A 385-nucleotide genomic window follows, 5' to 3' on the forward strand; every position below is an offset into this window, starting at 1 on the left:
TTGCACCAGCAGGTGGGGCTCGTCTTGGGGGTCGCCGCTGGCCGTGGTGCTCAGGCGCACCAGGGGCGTGAAGCTGCCGGGTTCGTAGATGGTGTGTTCTATGTGGCGCGTGTCATCGCCATGCTGCAGGCGTTCGGTGTGGATGAGGCGGTCGCCGTCCCAGCCGTAGTAGTGGGTGCGGATGGATTCTGTGGAGTCCGCGCTTTCGACCTGCTGCTTCAGGCGCCTGCCCAGGGCGTCGTAGGTGTAGCGGCTGTGGTGGCGCAACTGCTCGGCGTTGCCCTGGATCTGGCTGCTGCGCACGGCGATGAGCTGGTGTGCTCCGTCGTAGTGCAGTTGCTGCTGGCTGTGGTCTGCATGCATTTGCGCGATGCGGTTGCCGCAG

General features: G+C 65.5%; 1 protein-coding gene. It reads right to left on the minus strand.

Annotated features, from left to right (window positions below):
* A partial coding sequence (locus tag L995_RS20820) for a hypothetical protein (RefSeq protein ID WP_156136107.1) occupies nt 1–385 on the minus strand: 385 nt, incomplete at both ends.

It is taken from the genome of Delftia sp. ZNC0008 (genome assembly GCF_000799035.1).
GTDB classification, from domain to species: domain Bacteria; phylum Pseudomonadota; class Gammaproteobacteria; order Burkholderiales; family Burkholderiaceae_C; genus Comamonas; species Comamonas tsuruhatensis.